The sequence below is a fragment of the Luteibacter sp. ME-Dv--P-043b genome (genome assembly GCF_030209605.1).
In the GTDB taxonomy this organism is placed as follows: domain Bacteria; phylum Pseudomonadota; class Gammaproteobacteria; order Xanthomonadales; family Rhodanobacteraceae; genus Luteibacter.
This window is the reverse complement of the sequence record NZ_JARVRT010000012.1, coordinates 220961-236250: the sequence shown is the minus strand read 5'-3', so window position 1 is coordinate 236250 and position 15290 is coordinate 220961. Positions and strand designations below refer to the sequence as shown.

Sequence of the window (15290 nt, the reverse complement as noted above, 5' to 3'; positions counted from 1 at the left end):
TGCCGGGCACTTCAGCGATGAGCTGATCGAGGCGATGGCGGACATGATCCAGAACCGGTGGCGCCCTACGCCGGCGCCTGCTTGGGTTACGTGCATTCCGTCGCGCAATCATACCGAGCTGGTTCCCGATTTCAGCCGTCGGTTGGCTCAGCGGTTGGGGCTGCCGTTCCATACCGTGATTACCAAGTTGTTCGACAATCAACCTCAGAAATTCCAGCAAAACCGCTATCACCAATGCAACAATCTTGACGGTGTCTTCAGTGTCGAAGCCGTGTTACCAGGCGGACCGACTTTGCTCGTCGATGACATAGTGGATTCTGCCTGGACGCTGACCGTAGCAGCTATCCTTCTCCGAAACGCAGGTTGTCCGGCCGTGCTCCCTGTAGCCCTGGCCGCCACGAGTGATGGAGAGTGAGATGCAGTTGAGTGAGCAGGCTCAAGCGATTTTGCTGCTGACGGCATGGCTGGGTAAGCAAGATCACGTGGGCGCCACTCCCTTGAGTCCGTCGGAATGGGGACGTTTCGCCTTATTCCTGCGTGGAGCAGGCCATAGCCCGGCCGACGTGTTGCAGACCCGTGACCTGGCCGGGCTACTCACAGGCTTCGAGGGCGGAAACATAACTACGGAGCGTGTGTCCCGTTTGTTGGGGCGTTCTGCCGCGCTGAGCATCTCTCTGGAGAAGTGGGAGAGGGCAGGTCTGTGGGTACTCACTCGATCCGACGCGGCCTATCCATTTCGCTGGAAGCGACAGTTGAAGAACAATGCACCACCGGTGCTGTTCGGCGCCGGGAATGTCGATTTACTCAACCGTGGCGGAATCGCGGTCGTTGGCTCGCGCGATCTGACAGACGCCGAGTTGTCGTTCACCGACAGGCTCGGCCGCGATATAGCCGGCCAAGGACAGCCCGTCATTTCGGGTGGTGCGCGTGGTGCGGACGAAGCGGCCATGCTTGGCGCGTTGGCCTCCGACGGCATGGCGGTAGGCGTACTGGCAGACTCGCTGTTGCGCGCTGCCACGTCTACAAAGTATCGCAAGGCGCTCATGCGAAACGATCTGGCCCTGGTCTCGCCTTTCAATCCGGAAGCCGGCTTCAATGCAGGCAACGCCATGGCGCGCAACAAATATATTTACTGTCTTTCGAGCGCTGCCATCGTCATCGCAGCTACCGAGAACAAAGGCGGGACATGGGCTGGTGCCATGGAAGATATTGGAAAGAAATGGGTGCCCCTGTGGGTACGCCAAGCGAGCGTTTCCGGAAACCATGCTCTGGTCCGCAATGGCGCAAACTGGCTACCCGATGATTTCACCTTACAGCAGTTGACGATGAGCCGCGAAGACCCGGGGATAGGGTCGCCTGACGGTCAGGTAGCCAATCATTCCCAGATACCTCTACCCGATAACCAGGCGGAAAGCCCTCCGCAGGCTTCGAGCACGAAGGGCGAAGCGGAAGCCGTAGTTATTGATCGACACGCGCCCGCCGCTTTAATCGGTACAGAACAGACGGAGCCTCAGGAAACCGCATATACGGCGTTTCTACGGCAACTCTATGTCCTCTTGCACGAGGACGCGTTGAGCTTGAAACAGCTTGAACGTGGTTTCGAGCTCAAACCGAGGCAGCTTTCCGAGTGGCTGAAGCAAGCCGGGTCGGATGGCGTCATAGCAAAGACCAGATCGCCAGTGAAATACCGATTGCTAAAATCGAATGAGTTAGTCAAGCCGGCGGATGAGGCGGAAGAAAAGTCCGATCAATGTGGAGATTCCGACATTGAGAAGCGCGTCCAGTCGGATTTTGAATTCTGATAACGACGCGGCTCAGCAAGCCTGCGCGGTCCCTCGGCGTGTCGACCGCTTCTCGGCCGCGACCGACATCGCCCACACCCCGGTCCCCGCCAGCGCCAGCAAACTCCCCACCCAACCCGGCGAAGTCCATCCGTAACCCCCGGCGATGGCAAGCCCACCCAGGTAAGGACCCAACGCATTCGCCGTATTGAACGCCGAATGATTGAGCGATGCCGCCAGACCCTGCGCATCGCCCGCCACGTCCATCAGCCGCGTCTGCAACACGGTGCCCAGTGCCCCGCCGATACCGATGAAGAACACATCCAGGCTGAGCAGCCATACGTTGCCCGCGGTGAACGGGAAGATCGCCAGGATCACCAGGCTCCACAGCAGCAGCACACCCGCCGTGCGCATCAGTGCGCGATCGGCGAACACCGGCACCACCATGTTGCCGATGGTCATGCCGATGCCGAACACCGCCATGACCCACGGCACGCTGGACAGCGGCATGTGGGTGACGTTGATGAGGATGTCGGCCAGGTAGGTATAGACGGCAAACATGCCGCCGAAGCCGATGGCGCCGATCGCCAGCGTGTACCAGACCTGCGGGCGCTTCAACGCGCTGAGTTCACGCAGCGGACTGGCCTTGGCATCCGCCGGCGTGTTTGGGGCGAAGATGGCGACGGCGATCATGGTGAGCAGGCCGAGCACCGCGACCAGAGCAAACGCCCAGCGCCAGCCGACGGCCTGGCCGAGCCAGCTCGCCATCGGTACGCCCACGATGGTGGCGCAGGTCAGGCCGAGGAACATCTGCCCGACCGCGCGTGTACGGCGGTTGGCCGGCACCAGGGACGAGGCGACCAGCGCGGCGACGCCGAAATACGCCCCGTGCGGCAGGCCGGCGAGGAAACGGAACACCAGCATCCAGTGATACCCGGGCGACAGGCCGGTCAGCCCGTTGAATACCGTGAACATCGCCATGAGGATCAGCAAAAGGCGGCGTCGTGGCACGCGTGCGCCCAGCACCGTCATGACCGGCGCGCCCACCACGACACCCAGAGCATAGGCGCTGATCGCATGTCCGGCGGTGGGTGCATCGATGCCCAGGCCCTGCGCGAACAGGGGGAGCATGCTCATCGAGGCGAACTCGGTGGTGCCGATGGCGAAACCACCGACGGCCAGGGCAAGGATCACCAGGCCGACATGGGCGACACGGACGGGCGGTGCGCCCGGCTCGGGGAGGGGAGCAGAAGCAGACATGGAAGGACTCGGCGACAGGAGAGGCGCGCCCGGCATGATGCGGCGCAGCATGCGTCTAGAATACGCCCGTGGCCGGAACGGTGAAACCGTGGATCGAGCCGTCGCCCTTCACGCCGCCGTGTCGGGAAGCGGGTGATCGCGGATGAACTCGATGAACGCGCGCAGTGCCGAGGTGACTCGCCGCTGGCGGGGGTAATACAGCATGAAGCCGGGATACGGCGGACACCAGTCCTCGAGCACGCGCACCAGCAGGCCGTCGGCCACCAGGTCTTTCACCTGGTCGTCCAGCACCAGCGTCAGCCCGATGCCAGCGACCGCGGCGTCCAGGGCGATGCGAAAATCGCCGAACGTGACCCGTCCGCGGACATCCAGTTCGAGCTTGGTCGAGCCCTGCTCCAGCTCCCACTTGTAGATGCGCCCGCTGGGAAAACGAAAACGGATGCAGTCGTGCTGGAAAAGATCGTCGGGCACCAGCGGCGTGCCGCGGCGGGCCAGATAGTCCGGCGAGGCCACCACCGCGCCGCGCTGCACACCGCTGATCGGCACCGCGATCATGTCCTCGGGTACCTGTTCGAAAAAGCGGATGCCTGCGTCGAAGCCCGACGCAACGATATCGATCAGGCCATCGTTCTCGACGGCCTCGAAATGGATATCCGGATAAGTGGCCAGGAACCGTGGCAACAGGGGCGGCAGCAGCAGCTGCGCCGTGACCCGGGGCATGTTGATCCGCAAGGTGCCCGCGGGCGCCGCCCGAAAGTTGTTCATCTCCTCCAGCGCGTCGTTGACGCCCATCAGGGCCGGCTCCAGCCGTTCCAGCAGGCGCTGGCCGGCTTCTGTCAGGGAGACGCTCCGCGTGGTGCGATGGAACAGCACCACGCCAAGCCGCTCCTCCAGCCCCCGTATCGCGTAGCTGATGGCGGACGTCGACAGGGTCAGCTCCGCGCCGGCCTTGCGGAAGCTGGCGTGGCGGGCGACTGCGGCAAACGCGGCCAGGTGGGAAAGATTATCAGGACGCATGATTATCAAGGATACCTCAACGATACATGCCGATAATCCCGCTGGCGGGGCTCATTGTTGAGGGTTTATCGTTGCGCAGCTTTTTCCACTGAATGAGGATGACCCCATGATCGATGTCCGCGGATATGCCGCCAAGAGCGCAACCACGCCCCTCGTTCCCTTTACCTTCCAGCGCCGTGAGCCGGGCGACCACGACGTTCGCATCGAAATCCTCTACAGCGGTGTCTGCCATTCGGACCTTCACCAGGCCAAGGGCGACTGGGGCAACTCCGTGTTCCCGATGGTTCCGGGCCATGAAATCGTCGGGCGTGTCGTCGCCGTCGGTTCGGCGGTGAAGAAGTTCAAGGTGGGCGACTTCGCCGGCGTGGGCTGCATGGTCGATTCCTGCCGCGAGTGCGATTCCTGCGAGAAGAGTCTCGAGCAGTACTGCCTGAACCACACCAGCTTTACCTACAACGGCACCGAGCAGGACCGGACCACGCCGACCCAGGGCGGCTATTCCACCGAGATCGTCACCGAAGAGCGCTTCGTGGTGAAGATCTCCGAAAAGCTCGACCTGAAGGCCACCGCGCCGCTGCTGTGCGCCGGCATCACCACCTATTCGCCGTTGCGCCACTGGAACGTCGGCCCGGGCCAGAAGGTTGGCGTGATCGGCCTCGGCGGCCTCGGCCACATGGGCGTGAAGTTCGCCAAGGCGCTGGGTGCGCACGTCACCATGATCACCACCTCGGCCTCCAAGGGCGAGGATGCCAAGCGCCTCGGTGCGGATGCGGTGCTGCTCTCCACCGACGCCGAAGCCATGACGGCGCAGGCCGCGAGCTTCGATTTCCTGCTCAATACGGTGCCGGTGTCGCACGACATCAACCCGTACACCAGCCTGCTGCGGCTCGACGGCACCATGGTGCTGGTGGGGGCGCTGACCCCGCTGGAAGGCGTGGTCGGTGGCAGCCTCATGCTGCCCCGCCGCACCATCGCCGGTTCCGCGATCGGCGGCATGGCCGAAACGCAGGAGATGATGGATTTCTGCGCCGAGCACAACATCGTGTCCGACATCGAGGTGGTCGACATGGCCTCGATCAACGAGACCTATGTGCGCCTGGCGAAGAACGACGTGCGCTATCGCTTCGTGATCGATATGGCGACCATGCCGGCCGCCTGATCCACCGAAGAAGCGCTCGCGGCGCGGGTAACCTGTCGGATAATCGCCATGCGATAGACCGACAGGGAACCTGAATGGATGCGTCCGACCTCCTCCGCTACTGGCATGCCGTCGAGCTGCTGCAGCCCCAGACGATTCCCGATCTGAAGATCCGGGACAAGGACTACCAGGCGTACATCCATGACATGGACGACGGGGGGCCGTTTCCATGGGATCCGCTCAGCCCGGTCGCTCGGCAGCCGGTAAAAGAAGGCCGGATCTGGTCGCACCTGGTCTATGCGCATTGGTTCCGCAGTGCGCGACTCGACGCCGTGTTGCGCGATGTCTTCGGGGAAGAAGAGGGCTATCGCGAGCCGCAGGACCGTGATATCGCACTTTTTGCTGTGCGTTTCACGGCCGACGGACGTTTCGTACCCGACAGCCTGGTGTTGTCGAGCGCTGCCTGGATGCTGGGGCGCGTCGTCGCGGGGCAACCGTGGAAGCGTGGCTTCGATGTCGCGCAAAAAGCGGCGACGGATCTTGCCACGCAGTGCTTCCATGGCGAAGTCGATGCTGCCGCGTTCGCGCGGCTCAACGACGGTATCGTCGCCCTGGTCGGCCTCATGGCCTTCTTCGAGGACGACACGCGGCGTCACCGCGTGCTCTCTACCGTGATCGACCCGAAGAACGCCGGGAAGCCCAACGACGATCCGCTCAACAGCTTCATCCTCGACGACCTGGCCGACATTGCCGAGCAGATCGGACATGGCACGACCAGCGAACCGCTGCGCGCCTACCTGAAACGGCATGACGGCGCAGGACGCATCGACGTCACCGACGACGCGGTATCCGAACGGCTGATCCGTGAACTCCTGCCGTCACGTCATCCGTCCGGATGCTGGCCGACAGAGGAGCACCGTGGGCTCGTGCATGCGCAGCAGCTGGCGGTGAACCGTATTGTCGGTGAGTTGCGGCACGGTGTCGGCTTGCTGTCCGTCAACGGTCCACCCGGCACGGGAAAGACCACGATGCTGCGCGACATCGTCGCCGCGGCCGTGACACACCGCGCCGACGTATTGGCCGGCCTGCCCCGTGCCTCGGACGCTTTCGTCAACGACCCGCGCACCGAGGTCGAGACGACCCAGGACGGCACGAAGAAACGTTACTGCTACCGCTTCAAGGACGCCCTGTTCGGACACGAGATCGTGGTCGCGTCGTCGAACAACGGTGCCGTCGAGAACGTGACGATGGAACTGCCGCAGCGTGACAAGGTGGATGCCTCCTGGCTCGACGGGGAAGAGGATCATTTCAGCGACTTGGCCGGGCTGCTTGCAGGAAAACCGGCATGGGGCCTGGTCTCCGCAAAGCTGGGTGCCAAACGCAACCGCACCGACTTCATCGATCGCTTCTATTGGGGCTCCGGCGAGTTGCCACCTCCACCGGCCGGCGACGACACGCCCGCCGCGCCGAAAAAAGCCGTGGGATTCAAGGAATGGCTCAAGCTGAAAGCGGACGTCACGTGGACGACGGAGATGCGCCAGGCGACGTGGACGACGGCCGTGACGCGCTACAAGGCCGCCGTGACGTCGGCCCACGCCATGATCGCCGATGTCGCCTCGCTCGGCGATCGTTTGTCTCGCCTGGGTGAGGCACGTCGACACGTTGCGTCATGCCGCGACGCGCTCGCGGCAGCGACGACGGCGCATGGTCATGCCCTGCGTGAGATGCACAGCGCAGCTGCCGGTCGCGACGCGCTCCGCGCCGCGATCCAGGCATGCATGGATCGCGTGGCGGCGCATGAGCGAACGCGCCCCGGTTTCCTCGACAACCTGATGACCCTCTGGGGGGCATGGCGTCGTTGGTCGGCCATCCACGAGCACGAACAGCGCGCCCTGCGCCTGGCGGACGGCGACCTGGCGGCGTTCGACCAGCGACAGCGGCAGGCACACACTGTCGTGCAGGATGCTGCGGCCCGTGTGGCGTCCTGCACGGCGGCGCTGGACGAGAGCGAAGTCGAGCGTGAGCGCCAGCGCACCGAATTGCTGGGTCTTGCGCTCGGCTGCCACGCGGCACATCTGGTGACATGGCTGCAGACCGACGGCATCGGCCGTGGCGAGGCCATCGAGCTGGCCGAGCCCTGGCAGATACCGGGCTGGCGCAAGGCCCGTGCGCAGGTGTTCATGGAGGCATTACGGCTGCAACGCACCTTCTTCGAGATCGAAGCCAAACGCATGCAGGCGAACATGGAGTTCGCCATGGCGATACTCGCGGGCGGAACGTTCCGCGGCATGCCGCGGGAGGCGATTCGTTCGGCATGGGCCACACTGTTCATGGCCGTGCCCGTGCTCAGCAGCACCTTCGCCTCGTTTGCTCGCACCTTCCGGACACTGGAGGCGGGTGATATCGGTTGGCTGCTGGTCGACGAAGCCGGGCAGGCCACGCCGCAGGCGGCCGTGGGCGCGCTGTGGCGAGCCCGCCGTGCCGTCATGGTGGGTGATCCGCTGCAATTGAAGCCCGTTCTCACGGTGCCGGGCTCCGTGCTCGAGCACATGCGTAACGCCTACGCGCTGGATGCGTACTGGATTCCCGCGCAATTGTCGGCGCAGGGCCTGGCGGACGAGGCCAATCCCATGGGTCGGCAACTGGGTCCGGCCGGCATGGAGACCTGGGTCGGCTTGCCGCTGGTCGTGCACCGGCGCTGCGATCGGCCGATGTTCGAGCTTTCCAACCGCATCGCCTACCAGGGGGCGATGGTCTACGGCACGTTGCCGCCGAAAACCGAGACGCCAGCGCGCCTGCCGACGGGATGGATCGACGTACGCGGTCCGTCGGGGGACAACTGGGTGCCCGCCGAAGGAGACGCCCTGCGGTTCCTGCTGCAACGGCTGGCTGCAGAAGGCGTGCAACCGGCCGATGTCTCGGTCATCACGCCGTTCAAGGATGTTCGCGAGCAACTCGGGCGTTTCGTCAGGGCGCCCATGGTCGGCGGCACGATCCATACGATGCAGGGTAAGGAGTCCAGCGTGGTGATCATCGTGCTCGGTGGCCGATCCGATGCGCCGGGGGCGCGCGACTGGGCCGTTTCCGAGCCGAACCTGCTCAACGTTGCGGCGACCCGCGCGAAGCGACGTCTGTACATCATCGGCGATCGCGCCGACTGGTGTTCGCGCAGCCTTTTCCACGAGGTGGTCGATCTGCTTCCCTCCCTCGACCCGACGACGGACATCGCGTGAAGCGTCTTCTTTCGTACCTTGCCCTGTTCCTGGGGTTGATCGTCGTCCTCGCTGCCTTCGTTGCCGTCAGTGCGTTGCCAAACATCGGCGCGTGGCCACGTCACAGCCCCGACCTCGCCGGAGCACGTTCGCCCCAGTGGCATGGCGAGGCGTTCGCCAATCCCGATGCGATGTACATGAACCTCAAGGGTGGCATCTGGCAGATCCTGCAGTCGAAGCCCGGTGAGGAACCCGATGTGCCCGTGCCGACGAAGGACTCATCGGTCCTATACGCCAAGCCGCCCGCGAGCGGCTTGCGCGTCACCTGGTTCGGTCATTCCTCCATGCTGGTAGAGATCGACGGAGTGAACGTCATCGTCGATCCGTTCTGGAGCGAACGCGCGTCACCCTTCCCGTGGCTGGGCCCGAAGCGCTGGTACGAGCCCCCGGTATCGATCGATCATCTGCCACACGTCGATGTCGTGATCGTCTCCCACGATCACTACGACCACCTCGATCGCGCCTCCGTGCAGGCATTCAACGCACGCGGTGTCCGTTTCGTCGTGCCCCTGGGCATCGGTGCGCATCTGCGAGACTGGGGCGTGCCCAACGATCGGATCACCGAACTCGACTGGTGGCAGGAAGCGAGCGTCGGCACGTTGCGCATCGTGTCCACGCCCTCGCGGCATGCGTCCGGGCGCCTGGAGGCGCACAGCGACGCGACCTTGTGGACCGGTTACGCCCTGATCGGCCCCACGCATCGTGCGTTCTACTCCGGCGACACGGGCATGAACGACACATTCGCCGACGTGGGTCATCGCCTCGGTCCGTTCGACGTGACGATGATCGAAGATGGCCAGTACGACGCTCAATGGCCCGACTGGCACCTCGGCCCCGAGCAGGCGATGAGAGTGCACGAGGATGTACGCGGCAAGGTGTTGATCCCCGTGCATTGGGGTCTGCTGAAGCTGGCGCACCATGGCTGGACCGAGCCGGCGGAGCGTATCCTCGCGGCGGCACGGTGCAGCAAGGCCGACGTGCTGATTCCCGAGCCGGGGCAGGCGGTGGAACCGACCACGCATCCGTCGATACCACGCTGGTGGCCGAAGGAACCATGGTTCACGGCCGCGCAGCACCCGATCGTCGCGTCGCGCAAGGGCGACCCGCGCGACCTGTTCGACGTGCCGGTCTGCCCCTAGCGCGGGGCAAGGCTTCTTTCAGGATCCCAGCGGCATGACCAGGTGCATCGGCACCTGGTCCAGTCGCTTACCGCTGGCTGCATCGACCACCACCGCCCGCACCGGTTCGCCCGTGTCGTCGGCCACCAGCTGCGACAGCGCCGCACCACCGCCGTTGTGGCGACGCCCCCATTCGCCCAGCGCCGCCATGATCGGCAGGAACTCGCGACCCGCCTCGGTCAGCACGTATTCGTCGCGAGGCGGACGCTCGCTATAGCGCCGCTTTGCCAGCACGCCAGCCTCGGTCAGCGCTTTCAGGCGGCGCGAAAGGATGTTCGGCGCAATGCCCAGGCTGGTGCGGAACTGGTCGAACTGGGTCATGCCGCGGCTGGCGTCGCGCAGGATAAGCACGCTCCACGTATCGCCCACGAGAGCGAGTCCGCGAGCGATGGCGCACGGCCCTGAAGAAAGTCTGTCGATGTCCATTGCATTATGATACCAACGTCACTATCGTACGGCAACGCAGTCACTATCGTATTGCAATCTACCGTACGGAGTTCCCCATGAGTCACGAAAACAAAGGCACGGCGCTGGTCACCGGCGCATCGTCGGGCATCGGCGAGGTGTACGCGGAGCGGCTTGCCGCGCGAGGCTACGATCTCCTGCTGGTCGCCCGTCGGCTCGACCGCCTCGATGCACTGGCGTCGAAAATCACCGCCGCCACCGGCCGCCGGGTCGAGACCCTCAAGGCCGACCTGGGCGATCGCACCGACGTCGCCAGGGTCGAGAAGCGACTGACCGACGATGCCTCGATCACCCTGCTGGTGAACAACGCCGGCATCTCGCTGGACGGCAGCTTCCTCGACAACGACAGCGAGGCCATCGCAAAGCTGATCGCCATCAACATCACCGCGCCCACCCTGCTCGCTGCGGCGGCTGCCAAGGCCTTCGTCGCACGCACGAACGCCGGCATCGTCAACGTCGCTTCGGTGCTCGCCTTCGCGCCAGAAATGTTCGACGGCATCTACAGCGGCTCCAAGGCCCACCTGCTGAACATCAGCCGGAGCCTTGCCGTGCAGTTGAAGGATCGCGGCGTGCGCGTGCAAGCTGTACTTCCGGGCGCCACCCGCTCCGAGATCTGGGAAAACGCCGGCAAGGATATCGACGCGTTGATGCCGGGCATGGTGATGGACACGGCCGACCTGGTCGACGCCGCGCTGCAGGGCTACGACCGTGGCGAGGTGGTGACCATCCCGCCGCTGCACGACGAGGGCCTGTACGAGGCTTTCGAGGCTGCTCGCGCTGCCATGGCCCCGAACCTGTCACGCAAGGACGTGGCGCCGCGCTACCGCGCGTGATCGCATCGGTACAGGCGCGCGCCAGTTGCGCGTGCCTGTACCGGCCATGATGGGTTACGGCTTCGGAATGATCTTCCGCAGCATGCCATCCCCACCGCCGCGGACGTACCAGATGCTGCCGTCGGCCGGGTTCACCTTGAGCGCGCGCACGCTGCCGGTATACACACCCGCCGCGTCGCGTCCGTAGCGCTCCACGCCCGTCACGTTGCTGGTGCTGTCCAGGATCACCCGGTAGAGCGCGATCGACGACGTGGACCCGAGCAACGCCGAGCCCTGCCACTGCGGGAACAGTGCGCCCTTGTAGAAGGCCAGGCCCGAGGGCGACATCGAGTTCGTGGTCGGGAACCAACCCCAGTAGGCGGCTGGCCGCACGAACTGCGGCGCCGTATCGTGCCGGGGGTAAGGCTGACCCGGCATGTACGCGTCGCTGCCGTAGTGGTTGCCGTTGCTCACCAGCGGCCAGCCGTAGTTGCCGCCCTTCACGATCTGGTTGAACTCGTCACCGGACGACGGGCCCATCTCGGTTTCCCACAGCTTGCCGTCCTCGCTGAAAGCCAGGCCGTAGGGATTGCGGAAGCCGCTCGCCCAGATCTGTCCGGCCACGCCGCCCTGAGCGGCATGCGGGTTGTCGGCGGGCGTGCTGCCGTCCAGGTTCAGGCGGATGATCTTGCCCAGGCCGCTGTCCGGCAGCTGCGCGGTGAAGCCCCGATCCTGGTTCTGGTCGGGCACGTCACCGTCGCCGACGGAGAGGAACACATGCTGCCCGTCCGGCGCGAAGGCGATGCGGGCTCCCGGCTGGCCACGCACGGAGTAGCTGGAGGGTTCCTGCCATACCGTCGTGACGTCGGCGAGCTGGGCCGTGGTGCCCGACTCGACGACCCGGGCCTTGGCCAGGGTGAGGTGGTTGCGACCGTCTGCCGCCCTCGCGACATAGCTGAACCACAACACGTGGTCCGAGGCATAGGTCGCCGGCACGGCCACGTCGTGGAAGCCGCTCTGTCCGCCGCCGCCGTTCGCGCCGACGGACGTAGGTACGCCGGTCACGGCCCGCTTGGCACCGCTGGCGTCCACGATATACAGGTGGTCGCTCTTCTCGGTGACGACGACGCGCCCGTCCGGAAGGAAGTCGAGTCCCCAGGGATTGTCGAACGGGGCGATATCCCTGATGACGAACGGCGCGGGGGGTTCGGTCTGCGCACCGGACACGCGGGCGTTGTACGACGTGGAGGTCTGGGCGAAGGCACACGGGGCGATGCATGTCCCTGCAAGCAGGACGGTCAGCAAGGGCGAACGACGCATGACGGGGAACCTCGTGGGGGAGTGGTCGCAAGAAGCTACGCCCGGCGCTACGCCCACGACGGCCCAAAACCGGCCCGGTTGCCGGAAGTCGCGACTGCTTCGCATATTCCCATCGCGTCCGACCCTGCTTGTGAATGCTGCCAGCGGCTTACGCGACGTTTGCGCGTGTTTTCACACGAATGCCGGCTAAACTACGGGGCTCGCTCGGTATCTTTGCGGTTAGGCATGCTTTCTCTCGTGTTCGGCGCCTTCGGGCTGTCCACCCTCTGGCTGCTTCCCCTGCTCTGGCGCGTCGCCGCGGCGCTGATCCGGCGGCGCACGCCGCCCACCACCGGGCCCGGGGCGATTCGCTTCTGGACCGGCTTCATCCTTGTCCTCCTGGCCAGCACCACGCTGGAGGGCATCGTCATCGCCCACTACACCGACGATCCGACTGTCGGTGGCGCCGTGTGTCGCTGGCTGGGTGCCGCGTTCGGCACGTTCCCGGGCGGCGCGCTCGCGGCGGCCATCGCCCTGGCCGTGATGATCGTGGCCTTGCCGTGGTACCTGGGTGTCGGTTGGTCGGCTGCACTCGCCCGCATGAACGGCCTGATCGAGCCCGTCGGCGCGCTGGCGATCGAGGGCTCCCGCCGCCTGTTTACCCGCTCGGCGGCGCGGGCCACCGGTCGACGTCCCGCCGCGGCCGTACGCCGCGCGGATCGGGCACCGGCACGCCGTCGCGCGGCGGCTGCTCCCTCGCGTGCGCCTGTCGCCAAACCCTCGACGTCGACCACGCCCGTGGCATCGGACGTGACCACCGGCACCGTCCGCGGCGAGCCGTTGCGTGCCTCCCGCGTGCGGTCGTCCACCACCACGCCCGTGCCGCCGCGTCACCGGATGCGCCCCGACACCGTCATCAGCGAGCCCTGGCTGGCGCCTCGCGCCCATGCTGCCGCAGAAAGCAGCGTCGAACCGCCATCGTCACCGATGCCCTCGGCGACGCCCGCCTCGACCCTTGCACGTGATTCGACCGCTGTCCCGGCCCAGGTATCCTCGCTCGCTCCCCTCCCGACGCCCACCCCCTCGCCTGCGCCCGACATCGCGCCGGACGCCGTGACCATCACGATGCCGGCCCTGATCGGCCGCCGTCGACCGATGGAAAGCCAGGCCTTCCTGCCGCCGTCGCAGCGCACGGCACCCGGCAGGCAACGCCTGCATGAGGCCACCACCACCGACCCCTTCGACGTCCCGGATGCGCCGCCCGCCGACGAGTACGCGTCGGCCATCGTCGAGCCGGTCGTCGCCACGCCAGCCCCCGCCGAGCCTCCGATCACCGAACGGACACCCGCGAACGCGTCCCCGGTTCCGCCCTCCGTGGCACCGGTGTCCCGCTTCGCCATCGCGGCGAACGACGAAGTGCCGGCCGAGCCTGCCCATGTCACCACGGTCACCCTCTCGCCGGTGAAGCCGCTGCGTGCCGCCGCCCAGGCAAGCGCGGTAGGCATTCCGCCATTGACCCTGCTCGCCGCCGCCGCGCACGACGTGTTGTCGGTATCCGAGCAGGAACTGACCGACACCGGTGACCTGATCGAGCAACGCCTGCGCGAGTTCAAGGTGCCGGTGCAGGTGGTCGGTGCTTCGGCGGGGCCTGTCATCACGCGTTACGAAGTGGAGCCCGCCGTCGGCGTGCGTGGCAACCAGATCGTCGCGTTGATGAAAGACCTCGCGCGTGGCCTGGGTCGCACCACCATCCGCGTGGTCGAGACCATCCCCGGCAAGACCTGCATGGGCCTGGAGCTGCCGAACGAGCAGCGCCAGATGATCGCGCTGTCCGAGATCCTGGATTCCCGCGAATACCGCGACTCGGATTCGCTGCTGACGCTGGCGATGGGCAAGGGCATCACCGGCGAGCCGGTGGTGGCGGACCTGGCCAAGGCGCCGCACATGCTCGTCGCGGGCACCACGGGCTCGGGCAAGTCGGTGGCGGTCAACGCCATGATCCTGTCGATGCTTTACAAGGCCACGCCCGAAGACGTCCGCATGATCATGATCGACCCGAAGATGCTCGAGCTGTCGGTGTACGAAGGTATCCCGCATCTGCTGGCGCCCGTGGTCACCGACATGAAGCTGGCCGCCAACGCGTTGAACTGGTGCGTGGCCGAGATGGAAAACCGCTACAAGGTGATGTCCGACCTCCGCGTGCGCAACCTGGCCGGCTTCAACCAGAAGGTCCGCGAAGCGCGTGCGGCCGGCAAGCCGCTGTTCAATCCGTTCCCGGCGCATCCGGAAGTGCCCGAGCATCTCGACACGATGCCGATGATCGTCGTCGTCATCGACGAGCTGGCCGACCTGATGATGGTGGCCGGCAAGAAGATCGAGGAACTGATTGCGCGCCTGGCGCAGAAGGCGCGCGCCGCCGGTATCCACCTGATCCTCGCCACGCAGCGTCCGTCGGTGGATGTCATCACGGGCCTTATCAAGGCGAACATCCCAACGCGCGTCGCCTTCCAGGTGTCGTCGAAAATCGACTCGCGCACCATCCTCGACCAGATGGGTGCCGAAAGCCTGCTCGGTGCCGGCGACATGCTGTTCCTGCCGCCGGGGTCGGGATATCCGCAGCGCATCCACGGCGCCTTCGTCGCCGACGAGGAAGTGCATCGCATCGTGGCCTGGCTGAAGCAGTTCGGTGAGCCCGACTACAAGGACGAAATCCTCGCCGGTCCGCCCAGCGAAGCGATCGAGGGCGAGCCCGGCGACGACGGCATCGATGCCGAACTGGACCCGCTCTACGACGAAGCCGCCGCCTTCGTGCTGCGCTCACGCCGCGCGTCGATCTCGTTCGTGCAGCGCCAGTTCCGCATCGGCTACAACCGCGCGGCGCGACTGGTTGAAGCGATGGAAGCCGCCGGACTGGTTTCATCGATGGGCATCAACGGCCAGCGCGAGGTGATCGCTCCCGTGCCGCAGGAATGATAAAAGGTTGACCCTGGTCTTCGTGCTTTTTATGGTGTTGACACGATCAAGACTTGATGGCTGAATCCGATTAGCTGCGGTTTGCGGCTTAGGGG

Annotated in this window: 11 protein-coding genes; 7 read left to right on the top strand and 4 right to left on the bottom strand. The window is 65.5% G+C overall.

From position 1 onward, the window contains the following. Window positions 1–43: 43 nt before the first annotated feature. Together QRN34_RS07775 and QRN34_RS07770 are read left to right on the top strand one after the other, a co-directional pair. On the top strand, window positions 44–415 hold the full coding sequence (locus QRN34_RS07775; RefSeq protein ID WP_285403438.1) for a phosphoribosyltransferase family protein: 372 nt from the start codon (window positions 44–46) through the stop codon (window positions 413–415). Between the two features lies 1 nt (window position 416). Further along, complete coding sequence (locus tag QRN34_RS07770; protein ID WP_285403437.1) at window positions 417–1802, top strand: DNA-processing protein DprA; 1386 nt, start codon at window positions 417–419, stop codon at window positions 1800–1802. Window positions 1803–1814: 12 nt separating this feature from the next. Here the strand turns inward: QRN34_RS07770 and QRN34_RS07765 are convergent, their stop codons facing one another. Next, window positions 1815–3041, bottom strand: a complete 1227-nt coding sequence (locus QRN34_RS07765; RefSeq protein WP_285403436.1) for an MFS transporter — start codon at window positions 3039–3041, stop codon at window positions 1815–1817. Between the two features lie 108 nt (window positions 3042–3149). After that, entirely contained in the window at window positions 3150–4058 is a 909-nt protein-coding gene (locus tag QRN34_RS07760; protein ID WP_036138689.1) for a LysR family transcriptional regulator, read from the bottom strand. Between the two features lie 106 nt (window positions 4059–4164). Here QRN34_RS07760 and QRN34_RS07755 point away from each other — a divergent pair, with 106 nt between their 5' ends. The 3 genes from QRN34_RS07755 (at window position 4165) to QRN34_RS07745 (ending at window position 9607) form a co-directional block, all read left to right on the top strand. Then, entirely contained in the window at window positions 4165–5217 is a 1053-nt protein-coding gene (locus QRN34_RS07755; RefSeq protein ID WP_285403435.1) for an NAD(P)-dependent alcohol dehydrogenase, read from the top strand. A 74-nt stretch (window positions 5218–5291) separates the two neighbouring features. Further along, a complete protein-coding gene (locus QRN34_RS07750) occupies window positions 5292–8429 on the top strand; it encodes an AAA domain-containing protein (RefSeq protein ID WP_285403434.1) in 3138 nt (1045 codons plus the stop codon). Further along, window positions 8426–9607: an MBL fold metallo-hydrolase gene (locus tag QRN34_RS07745; protein WP_285403433.1), complete on the top strand. Its 1182-nt coding sequence runs from the start codon at window positions 8426–8428 to the stop codon at window positions 9605–9607. Before QRN34_RS07750 ends, QRN34_RS07745 begins: the two co-directional genes overlap by 4 nt. 18 nt (window positions 9608–9625) lie before the next feature. Here the strand turns inward: QRN34_RS07745 and QRN34_RS07740 are convergent, their stop codons facing one another. After that, window positions 9626–10015: a helix-turn-helix domain-containing protein gene (locus QRN34_RS07740; RefSeq protein WP_285403432.1), complete on the bottom strand. Its 390-nt coding sequence runs from the start codon at window positions 10013–10015 to the stop codon at window positions 9626–9628. 134 nt (window positions 10016–10149) lie between these two features. On the opposite strand from QRN34_RS07740, the gene QRN34_RS07735 reads away from it, so the two are divergent. Further along, window positions 10150–10944: an SDR family NAD(P)-dependent oxidoreductase gene (locus QRN34_RS07735; protein WP_285403431.1), complete on the top strand. Its 795-nt coding sequence runs from the start codon at window positions 10150–10152 to the stop codon at window positions 10942–10944. 54 nt (window positions 10945–10998) lie between these two features. Here QRN34_RS07735 and QRN34_RS07730 read toward each other — a convergent pair whose 3' ends face one another. Continuing rightward, on the bottom strand, window positions 10999–12243 hold the full coding sequence (locus tag QRN34_RS07730) for a PQQ-dependent sugar dehydrogenase (protein ID WP_285403430.1): 1245 nt from the start codon (window positions 12241–12243) through the stop codon (window positions 10999–11001). Window positions 12244–12468: 225 nt separating this feature from the next. Between QRN34_RS07730 and QRN34_RS07725 the strand changes: the two genes are divergently transcribed. Beyond that, on the top strand, window positions 12469–15195 hold the full coding sequence (locus QRN34_RS07725; RefSeq protein ID WP_285403429.1) for a DNA translocase FtsK: 2727 nt from the start codon (window positions 12469–12471) through the stop codon (window positions 15193–15195). The last annotated feature ends 95 nt before the right edge of the window (window positions 15196–15290 follow it).